At 62.1% G+C, this 11,067-nt stretch carries 6 protein-coding genes; all 6 read right to left on the bottom strand.

Translation table 11 applies throughout. From position 1 onward, the window contains the following. Positions 1 to 41: 41 nt before the first annotated feature. Complete coding sequence (locus A462_RS29255) at positions 42 to 641, bottom strand: LysE family translocator (RefSeq protein ID WP_008431228.1); 600 nt, start codon at positions 639 to 641, stop codon at positions 42 to 44. 188 nt (positions 642 to 829) lie between these two features. Continuing rightward, positions 830 to 5,026, bottom strand: coding sequence for a YncE family protein (locus A462_RS29250; RefSeq protein WP_008431230.1), 4,197 nt, complete (start codon positions 5,024 to 5,026; stop codon positions 830 to 832). A gap of 125 nt (positions 5,027 to 5,151) precedes the next feature. Continuing rightward, complete coding sequence (locus A462_RS29245; protein WP_008431232.1) at positions 5,152 to 5,991, bottom strand: AraC family transcriptional regulator; 840 nt, start codon at positions 5,989 to 5,991, stop codon at positions 5,152 to 5,154. An 82-nt stretch (positions 5,992 to 6,073) separates the two neighbouring features. Next, positions 6,074 to 6,715, bottom strand: coding sequence for a DUF1345 domain-containing protein (locus A462_RS29240; protein WP_008431234.1), 642 nt, complete (start codon positions 6,713 to 6,715; stop codon positions 6,074 to 6,076). 43 nt (positions 6,716 to 6,758) lie between these two features. Continuing rightward, positions 6,759 to 9,851 carry an efflux RND transporter permease subunit gene (locus A462_RS29235; RefSeq protein ID WP_003214052.1) on the bottom strand — a complete coding sequence of 1,031 codons (3,093 nt, stop codon included), beginning with the start codon at positions 9,849 to 9,851 and terminating at the stop codon, positions 6,759 to 6,761. Between the two features lie 12 nt (positions 9,852 to 9,863). Then, positions 9,864 to 11,021, bottom strand: coding sequence for an efflux RND transporter periplasmic adaptor subunit (locus tag A462_RS29230; RefSeq protein ID WP_032898715.1), 1,158 nt, complete (start codon positions 11,019 to 11,021; stop codon positions 9,864 to 9,866). Positions 11,022 to 11,067: the final 46 nt, after the last annotated feature.

An 11,067-nucleotide genomic window follows, 5' to 3' on the forward strand; every position in this document is an offset into this window, starting at 1 on the left:
GGATAGCTGTGAAAACTGACAGTGCCGACGAACGGTTGTGTCTACACCCAGACGCTCAGCCAGCTTGAGACCAGCAACAACACCGCCATGCAGCGGTTGAACCGTTGCATCGCCTTGGGCGAGCGAAACACCCGGCTGCTTCCAACCCCCAGCAATGCCCACGCGCCGAGGCACGGCAAGGCGATCACAAAGAACGCCAGCGACAGGTACAGCACATGGCTCTGGCGTTCATCGCCATTGCCGGCAAACACGCTCACCACCGCCAGGGCCATCATCCAGGTCTTGGGGTTGACCAGTTGCAGGCTGGCGGCGCCGGCCAGGCCCAGGGGTTTTTGCACGGCAGCCGGGTCGATTGACTCGGCGGGGGCGCTGAAGATCTGCCAGGAAAGGTAGCTGAGCCAGGCGACCCCCAGCCATTGCATCGCTGCCTGCACCCGGGGCCAGTGCGCCAGCGACTGGCCAACGCCGCAGCCTACCAGCAGCACAATCCCCGCCGCCCCCGCGCATGCCCCCAGCACGATAGGCAGTGCGGCTTTGAAGCCATACCGTGCGCTGTTACTCAGCACCAGGATATTGGTGGGGCCAGGAGTGATGGAGGCTACAAAAGCGAATAACAGGAAGGGCAACAGGGTAGGGAACATGGTGGGGCGACTCCGTAGGTGGGGCGATGGAGTCGATGGTTGCAGGGGCGTGGTGGCGTGTCTGGAAGGTTTGAGCAGGGGCGTGCGGACACGGGCAGGGGATAGTGGCGGGAGAGCTATAGGGGACAAAAAAAGGGACAAGTCCATGGTTTAGATGGACCTGTCCCGGTTATACCTCGGTTAGTTAATCAATAACGCATGACATAGAGTCCTTGCGAGTCACTGTCGGTGAAATAAGCTTTTGAACCGTTTGGAAGTACTGCAATATTGCCAGATCCAAACCCAATGTCCACGGGTACAGTCGCTATAAGCCTGTCCGTATTTGTGTCAAATATGTTGAAGACCCTGTACCCTGCCGTATAGACATGAGGAAGTACCGGGTTGACTGCAACCGACCTTCCCCATCCCACCCCAATCACGGTCACCAAACTGTTGGTGTTGGTGTTTATTATCGCCAAGCCATCAGCTCTCGCCAAATAGAGGCGAGGGGTGTTGGTACTTAAAGCCATGGGCCCAATCACTCCCTGAATGACAGTTACAACACTATTGTTTGCAGTATTGATAACAGTCGTATCAACCGCGTTGAAACCGCCGCCATAGGTCGTAAGATAGGCACGCGTATTATTAGGTGAGCGGGCGATGAAGCGAGACTGACCCGCTATTTGAGCTATCCGATTGCCGGTGGCGGCGTCGTAAGTATAAGCACCGCTCCTCGCAGTAACATATAGCCGAGTGCCTGCAGTATTGATCGCCAAGTCCACTATAATTTCATTTACGGTGGCATAGGTCGCAACTCTGGCGAAGGAGGTTGTACTGATTACCGCTATGCTGGTGCGGACCAGGTCCAGGTAGAGTCTTGATCCGTCCGGGTGAATTGCAAGGTGCCCACTGGACTGAATGTCATACGAAGCCGAGTGAATAATGGCGTCCGTTGCTGTGTCGATAACGTAAATCGCAGTTCTACCACCCGCGCCAACAGCGACATAAACGCGGCGCCCGTCAGGGCTGACGACGACCCCGTTTGATGAGTGGAGGAGGGTAGGAATAAATTTGACCTCCGCTAGCCATGTCACGGTATAGGTACTTTGCAGGAGCGGGATGGCTTTTGACTCATCGTCACTGCCGTCATACGTCACTTTGCAGGTCACCGTGAACGTAGTGTTTTTCCCCAGGCTTGCCAGCCAGCTGCGGGAGACAGCTTGGTTGGTGATGCCGTTGGCCGCTTGAGCAGCAGTAATGGCGTGTGCCCTCAGCACCGACAAAGGTTCTACACCTGCCGCCTCCAGCGTGATCCATACACGTTGACCTTGCTTGCTCAATTCCCATTTGGCTACTGAGGCGTGTGCATCCCCGGTGAACGCCTGGAGGTCCAGGGTTGTGCCGCTGTTCATGTTATTGATTCGCGGTTGTGGCGGTCTTCCCGCCGGGATCCTGGCCACTGTCAATACCTGCGTTTCTGAAGGCACCGGGCTGCCATTGATGGTGGCGACATAGCGCAACTCAATGGTTTTGCCGACGCTGTCTGCCAGCACTTCATTGGTAATGACGAAATCCACACGACCGCCGTCCAGGCCGTCCTTGGCGTCAATATCCGCAACACCGCCATCCGGGAAAATCCATTGCAACTGGATGGAATGGCTTGGATTCATGCCGCCATACGCCACCGTGACACTGGCGTTGTCTACGTGGTCCAGCGGCTGAATGGTCAGCGTTGCCCCGGGCTGGTCGTTGAACCGTGGGTGTGGCAGCACGGCGGGCAGGGTTTGCACACGGTGTTCACGCACGCCAAACAGCACGGCGGTGTTCTTGTCGGGGCTTTCTGCCAGGCTGACCCAGAAGCGGATGGTCAGGTGCGAGCCATCCATCAAGCGCTGCAGTTTGTCCACTGGCGCGGGTGGCGAGATACCGTTGGCGGCACCGTTTTCGGTGACCAGGTTGGCGGTGTAGGTGTCCTCGCGGTACGGGCTGCCGTCGGCAAACGTGCCCTCCCAACTCATCCACATAAACTGCCCGGCATCGATAAACGGCCAGACGGATACACGGGCGCGGGCCTGGTCATTGAGTTTCGACAGGTCGAGCAGGGTGCTGTCGCCAATGCCGTCGATCGTCGGTGTGGGCAGCCCGGTGAGGGGAAGCAGGTGCAGGTCGACAGTGTCCGAAGGGTACGGAAAGGCGCCACGGTTGAAGTGGTATTGCACGCTGATCTGGTTGCCACCGGGGCGAATACCCCTGGCGATGGTGCGCGCCGGGATGGTCACGAATACTTCGTTGGTGGACGGGTTGCCCAGGGTGTACTCGGTGGCACTGCCCAGCCCGTCGCGGCTCAACCAGTCGACCTTGATCTGGTCGGTGGCCTGCATCGGCCGGTATCTCACGATGACCTTGGCGCCGCTCAATGCGGCCAGGGGGTTGAGTGCGTCGGGGAACAGGGTGGCGCCGTCGATAACCGGACGGTCCAGTTGCACGCCGCGGCCCACGGTCAGGTTGAGCACCTCGGAGCGCAATACCAGGCGTGGCGGGCCGCTGCGTTCGAGGCTATAGGTAATGCGCAGGCTGCCATTATTGTTGTTGTCGAGGATCGCCCGGCTCACCGGGAAAACCAGGGGCTTGCCTGCCGTGCCGCCGTTGATGCGCACAACGCCACTGGCCGAGCCGTCAAGGCCGGAGCCGATGGCGTTCCAGTGGATCAGGTCACCTTCTTCGGTCTGCCCGTGCGGGGCGGGCAAGGTCAGGGGCAGGGTCAGCAGCAAGGTGGGCGTGGTCACATGGCTGGGGTCGATGTTGTTGCCCAGGGCGCCTTCCAGGTGTGCAGTCGGCATGTTGCCGATGCGTTCACCCACGTGGGCGAACAGCTCGCGGGACTTGCGAGTGGTCAATGCGTTGCCGTCCAGGACGTGGCCGGCGCCATCGTTGACCAGGTAATAAAATGCGATGTCGCCCACGCCTTCAAACTGTTTCAGGTGCTCTTTGCTGACGTAGCGCGTGCCGCCCTGGGCGCCCGCCAGTTGTTCTTCCACGTAGTCTTCGCCGCCGCCGCCAGGACGGATATGTTCGATCACCAGGGTTTCCAGCCAGTCCGGGTTGTGGGGTTCGTAGAAGGGGATCTGCACGGTGATGTCCTGATCGGGCTCGATCAGCCCCACCTCGATCGGTGCGACCGTCACTGCCGGCATCGCCACCGGCGTGCCCACCACGCTGACGGAGGTACTGCCGGATTGCTCCACGCGGCCGTCGTTTTTCAGCCACTGGAACGAGACCCGGAAGGACCCGCCCACCAGTTGTTCGATAATCTCCCGGTCGACGGTGACAAATTCAACGCTGAGGTTTCTGTCCACCACCGGGGCCAAGGGGAACACCTGGGTCGAACCGTCGCCCAGGGTACCGAACAACGTCACCGCCAATTGGTGCCGCGGCAGGGGCGCCGGGGTTTGCCGAGGCACCGTCACCAGCACTTCGAAGGTTGCCTCGCTCTGGGTATCGAAGTCGATCTGGGTCGCCTCTTCGCCATCCACCAGGAAGATCGGTGCAGAAAGCAGGTTTGGATCCAGCTCGCTGTCCAGGAAGTAGGGTTTGGAATACTGGTATTTATCCCCGGAGAAGTTTTGCACCACGTCCGAGACCCGAAACCGCAGGGTCAGCTTGCCGAAATGCCCCCCCTGCAAAATGATGTCCCTGGAGACAAAGACGCGAATCGGCCCTGAACCCGCGACTTCGGCCGGGCTGACGATATGCGTGACTAAAACCCCATCCCACGACAGCTCGATCTGGTCATTCTGGCGCAGGTTTTCATAGCGCTGGATCAGGCACCAGACCCCGCTGTTGGCATTATCTATATTAACGGTGGAGCCCTCAGGCAGGCCTTCCACCGTCATCACCAGGCCCGGGTGCCATTTGCTGCCGGGGTCGTTATCGCGGCCACCGGGGCGGGTGGTCTTGATCAGGATGGTTTGCAGCGGCGACGTACTCTCCTGGCCGCTGCCGGCCCGCACTACGCGGCCGTATATCTGGACGTCGCCTTCGGGGATGAATTCTTCGGGGACGAACAAGTCGTAACGGTCCCGGTCTTCAAGCGCAATATCGGCGGCGACTGCATTGACCAGGTCGTTGAGGTAGAGGGCGTAGAAGTCGTAATTGAAGTTGAACCAGCGTTCGAAGGTCCACTGGGCAAAGGGGCGCACGTGGCGGATTCCCAGGCCGTAGACCCCTCTTTCAGGATACAGCGTGGCATCCAGCGGGACCGACGGATAGGCCGACTTGGGTGGGTCGAGGTCTTCGACGCGGCGCGACGCCAGGCCTGACGATGGGTTATGCAGCACGAGGGCGTTGCCGGGCGGGTTGTTGTCGCCCAGCGGCGCATTATCCGGGGCTATGGGGAAATTGGGCATGGACAGGCTTCCTTGAATGAGGCGCGGCCCTGAGTGGCCGACTGCTGACAAGAAGATCAAACACCTATCGGGGGGCGTGGCGAACCTGTGAGAATTGACAGTGCCGACGAGTGGTGGTGGCGCAGCTAGCGCTGCAAAACGCTTGAACACCGCTTGCGATACGCCGCCGGCGTCAGGCCATACGCCCTCACGAACCAGCGCCCCAGGTGACTCTGGTCGGCAAAGCCCAGGGCAATCGCTACGTCGGCGGGTTGCTTGCCGTTGGCCAGCCAATGCCGGGCGCGGGCCAGGCGCAGTTGCACCAGGTAGGCATGGGGTGGCAGGCCGAAGGCGCTCTTGAAGGCGCGGGTAAGGCGAAAGCGATCGACGCCGCAGGCCAGCGCCAGTTCATCCATGCCCACATCTTGCTGCAGGTGCGCATGCAGGTATTCCCGGGCCTTGTGCGCCACCCGTGGCAGGCGAGGGTCTTCATGGTAGCGGGTGCGCCAGTGCAGTTGCGCAGTGAGGCGTTCGAGCAGTTGGTCCATCGCCTGTTGCCGCACGATGCGCAGCTCACCTCCGTGCAAGGTCTGGAAGGCCCGGCTGGTGGCCAGGGCCAGGCGCGGGTCGCTGGCCAGGGTGCTGGCAAACCCCAGCTGGCTGTCGAGCGGCGCTTCTTCGAACACTGCGCTGACTTCCCGCGCCAACCACTGCGGGTCGAGGTAAAGCATGTGGTAGGTAAAACCGTCCGCCGTGGGCGCATCGCCGTCGTGCAGCTCGCCGGGCTCCACCAGGAACACCTGGCCGGGCACGCTGTTATGGCGGGTGCGCCGGCAGTTGAACTGCTGCACACCTTGTTCCGTGACGCCCACCAGGTAGCTGTCGTGCCAGTGCGGGTCGTAGGCGTGGCCCTCGAAATGCGCGCGCAGGGTCTCGATGCCGGTGTCGGCGTCCTGAGCCAGGTCGATCCAGTTGTGGGCGGCCATAAAATACCTATGGAATGGAACACTGCAGGAGCGAACAAGCTCGCTCCTGCAGGGGCTTAGCGTCTAGAAGGTTTGTGCAGCTTCATCCAAACAATCCGGCGGCGATGTTGATCGAGAACCCCAGGATCGCCGTGTTGAACAGAAACCCGATCAACGATTGCCCCAGCGCCACCTTGCGCATGGTACGCGTGGCAACCCCGACATCCGCCGTTTGCACCGCCACGCCGATGGTGAACGAGAAGTACAGGAAGTCCCAGTAATTGGGCGTGCGTAAATCCTCGGCAAAGCGCAGTGCCGGCTCGGGGCCGTCCCAGGTGTAATACAGGCGCGCATAGTGCACGCTGAAAATCACCCCGATCAGCAGCCATGAGCCAACCACCGTCAGGCCGGTGAAGCCGTAATGCAACAGGCGCTGGCTATCGCTCAGGTCCTTGGTGCCCACCAGGTTCAGGGTGATGGTCGCCAGGCTGGCAATCGCCGCGATGCACACCATGAACAACACCAGGCCGGCGTTCTCGTCCTCGATCTCGGCGATGCGTTTCACGTCGTCGGCCCGGGAATGGCTGGTGAGCCACAGCATCAGCACCAGGTAGGTCCAGACCCCGGCGTTCCAGCCGATGAGGATTTTGCTGATGATCGTGTCGGCGGGAGCCAGGAGCCCCACCGCCAGGCCCAGGACGGCGGCGGAGGACAGGCGAGGGTGGGTGCGTGCGAGGAAGGGCATGGCGCTCACAAATCAGAGATGTGTAAGCACCATAGCGCATTTATTACGTGTGGCGCTTGCGCACCAGCTTCATGACCACGACGAAGAACACCGGCACAAACACCACCGCCAGCGTCGCGGTAATCATGCCGCCGATCACCCCGGTACCGATGGCCTGCTGGCTGGCCGAGCTGGCGCCCGTGGCAATCGCCAACGGCACCACGCCGAGGATGAACGCCAGGGACGTCATGATGATCGGCCGCAGGCGCAGGCGTGCGGCTTTCAACGTGGCGTCGATCAGGTCTTCACCCTGGTCATACAGGTCCTTGGCAAACTCGATGATCAGGATCGCGTTCTTCGCCGACAGCCCAATGATCGTAATCAGGCCGACCTTGAAGAACACATCGTTGGGCATCCCGCGCAAGCTTACGGCCAATACCGCGCCGAGCACGCCGAGGGGCACCACCAGCAGCACCGAGGTCGGAATCGACCAGCTCTCATACAGCGCCGCCAGGCACAGGAACACGATCAGCAGCGACAAACCGAGCAGCAGCGGGGCCTGGGAGCCGGACAAGCGTTCCTGCAACGACAGGCCAGTCCATTCCTGGCCCAGGCCGGCGGGCAGTTGGCTGACCAGGCGCTGGATTTCCTCCATCGCCTCGCCGGTACTGTGGCCCGGTGCCGATTCACCGGAAATCGCGATGGCCGGGTAGCCGTTGTAGCGGGTCAACTGGGCGGGGCCCTGAATCCAGCGCGCCTCGACGAAGGCCGACAGCGGCACCATCTTCCCGGCATTGTTGCGCACATGGATCTTCATCAGGTCGGCCACCTGGCTGCGCTGATCACCTTCGGCCTGCACCACCACCCGCTGCATGCGGCCCTGGTTGGGGAAGTCGTTGATATAGGCCGAACCGATGGCCGAGGACAGCACATTGCCGATATCGGCAAAGGAAATACCCAGGGCATTGGCTTGCTTGCGGTCCACCTCAAGCTGTACTTGCGGAGCTTCGGCCAGGGCGCTTTCACGCACGTTGGCCAGGATCGGGCTTTTCTCGGCAGCGGCCAGCAGTTCGGTGCGGGCCTCCATCAACGCGGCATGGCCGACGCCACCACGGTCCTGCAGGCGGAACTCGAAACCACTGGAGGTGCCAAGGCCATCCACCGGCGGTGGCAGGATTGCATAGGCAATCGCGTCCTTCAGCTCACTGAAAGCCGCGTTGGCACGGTCCGCAATGGCCGCGGCGGAATCCTTGCTGCTGCGTTCCGACCAGTCCTTGAGCGTGGTAAACGCCAGCGCGGCGTTCTGCCCCGAACCGGAGAAGCTGAAACCCATGATCATCGTGGTATCGCCCACGCCTGGCTCGCCGGCGTTGTGTGCCTCGATCTGCTCGGCCACCTGCACCGTGCGGTTTTTGCTGGCACCCGGCGGCAGCTGGATATCGGTGATGGTGTAGCCCTGGTCTTCCACCGGCAGGAAGGACGAGGGCAGGCGGGCGAACAACACCCCAAGCCCCACCACCAGCACCAGATAGATCAACAGGTAACGCCCGCTGCGCTTGAGGGCGTAGGCCACCCAGCCTTCATAGCGGTCGGTGAACTGCTCGAAGCGCCGGTTGAACCAGCCGAAGAACCCGCCTTTCTCATGGTGCTCGCCCTTGGCAATCGGCTTGAGCAAGGTCGCGCACAGGGCTGGGGTCAAGGTCAGGGCGAGGAATGCCGAAAACAGGATCGAGGTGGCCATCGACAACGAGAACTGCTGATAGATCACGCCTACCGAACCCGGCATGAACGCCATCGGCAGGAACACCGCCACCAGCACCAGCGTGATACCGACAATCGCCCCGGTAATCTGGCCCATGGCCTTGCGGGTGGCCTCCTTGGGCGACAGGCCCTCGGTGACCATGATCCGCTCGACGTTCTCCACCACCACAATCGCATCGTCCACCAAAATGCCGATGGCCAGCACCATGCCGAACATGGTCAGCACGTTGATCGAGAAGCCCAGCAACAGCATCGTTGCAAAGGTGCCCATCAGCGCGATGGGCACTACCAGCGTCGGGATCAATGTGTAGCGGATGTTTTGCAGGAACAGGAACATTACCGCAAACACCAGCAACATCGCCTCGCCCAGGGTGTACACCACCTTGGTGATCGAGACCTTCACGAATGGCGAAGTGTCGTAAGGGATCTTGTATTCGACGTTGGCCGGGAAGTAGCGCGCCAGTTCGTCCATCTTCGCCCGCACCAGGGTTGCGGTGCTCAAGGCGTTGGCGCCCGGTGACAGCTGCACGCTGACGGCGGTGGACGGCTTGCCGTTCAGGCGGGTGGAGAACTGGTATTCCTGGCTGCCGATTTCCACCCGCGCCACGTCACCGACGCGCACGGTGGAACCGTCCGGGTTGGCCTTGAGCACGATGTCGGCAAATTCGGCCGGGGTCGACAGTTGGCCTTTCACCAGGATCGACGCGGTGATTTCCTGGGTCTTGGTGCCCGGCAAATCGCCGATGCTGCCGGCCGACACTTGGGCGTTCTGCGCCGCAATCGCCGCGTTGACGTCGGCCGGGGTCAGGTTGAAGCCGATCAGCTTCTGCGGGTCGATCCAGATGCGCATTGCGCGTTCGGCGCCGTACAGCTGGGCCTTGCCCACACCGTCCAGGCGCTTGAGTTCGTTCATCACGTTGCGCGCCAGGTAATCGCTGAGCGCCACGTCATCGAGCTTGCCGTCACTGGAGGTCAGGGTCACCAGCAGCAGGAAGCCGGCGGAGACTTTCTCCACTTGCAAGCCTTGCTGCGTCACGGCTTGGGGCAGGCGCGGCTCCACGGCCTTGAGACGGTTTTGCACGTCAACCTGGGCCATCTCCGGGTCGGTGCCCGGCTGAAAGGTGGCGGTGATGGTGGCCGAACCGAGGCTGCTCTGGGATTCGAAATACAGCAGGTGATCGGCGCCGTTAAGCTCTTGCTCGATCAGGCTGACCACGCTTTCGTCCAGGGTTTGCGCGGAGGCACCCGGGTACACCGCATAGATCTCGACTTTCGGCGGCGCGACGTTGGGGTACTGCGCCACCGGCAACTGCGGGATGGCGAGGGCGCCGGCCAGCAGGATAAACAGGGCGACCACCCAGGCGAAGATCGGGCGGTCAATAAAGAACTGCGGCATGTTTAACGATCCTTATTGGCCGGATGCCTGGGCGATGGGCGCGGGGCTGTCGTCGACCTGGACTTTCTCGCCAGGGCGGGCGTGTTGCAGGCCTTCGACGACGATACGGTCACCGGCCTTCAGGCCGCGGGTCACCACCCAGCGGTCATTGACCACCGAACCCAGTTCTACCGGCTGCTGGCTCACGGTTTGCTCGGCGTCCAGCAGCAACACCATCGGGATCCCGGCGCTGTCGCGGGTGATCGCCCGTTGCGGCACGCTGATGCCTTGCTGGTCGACGGCTTGCTCCAGGCGCACGCGGATAAAGCTGCCGGGCAGCAGGTCGAGATCCGGGTTGGGGAACTCGCTGCGCAAGATGATCTGCCCGGTGCCCGGGTCGACGCTGATCTCGGCGAACAGCAACTTGCCCGGCAGCGGGTACAGGCTGCCGTTATCCTGGATCAGCGTGGCCTTGGCCTGGTCCTGGCCGACTTGCTTCAAGTGCCCGGCGCGAAAGGCCCGGCGCAGGTCGTTCAGCTCGCGGGTGGATTGGGTCAGGTCGGCGTGGATCGGGTCCAGTTGCTGGATCAGCGCCATCGGTGTGGCTTCGTTCTGGCCCACCAGCGCACCTTCGGTCACCAGCGCACGGCCAATCCGACCGGAAATCGGCGCAGTCACGGTGGCATAACCCAGGTTCAATTTGGCGCGCTGCACGGCGGCCTGGTTGGCGGCCACATCGGCGGCGGTTTGCCGGGCGGCGGCGCGGGCGTTGTCGTATTCCTGGCCGCTGATGGCGTTGCCTTCCACCAGTTGGCTGTAGCGCTGCTCTTGCAGGCGCGCCTGGAATGCATTGGCCTCGGCCTTGCGCAGGCTGGCCTGGGCGCTGTCGAGGTCGGCCTTGAACGGCGCCGGGTCAATCCGGAACAGCACATCGCCCTGTTTGACGTCATGGCCTTCCTTGAACACCCGTTGCAACACCACGCCGGCCACCCGGGCGCGCACTTCGGCGATGCGTGGCGCGGCAATCCGTCCGCTCAACTCGCTGGTGATGGACAGGGGCTTGGCTTCCAGGGTTTCGATCCGCACCTTGGCCAGCGGCGCCTCGGCGGCGTCGTCCGCCGACTTGCCACACGCGCTCAACGCCAGTGTCAGGGCCAACAGGCAAAACGGCGCAAACAGATTCTTCGACATGCTCATATCCCAATATTGACTGGCGCATCCTACGGGCGCCCCCGCC

Source organism: Pseudomonas sp. Ag1 (assembly GCF_000278565.1).
Lineage (GTDB): Bacteria > Pseudomonadota > Gammaproteobacteria > Pseudomonadales > Pseudomonadaceae > Aquipseudomonas.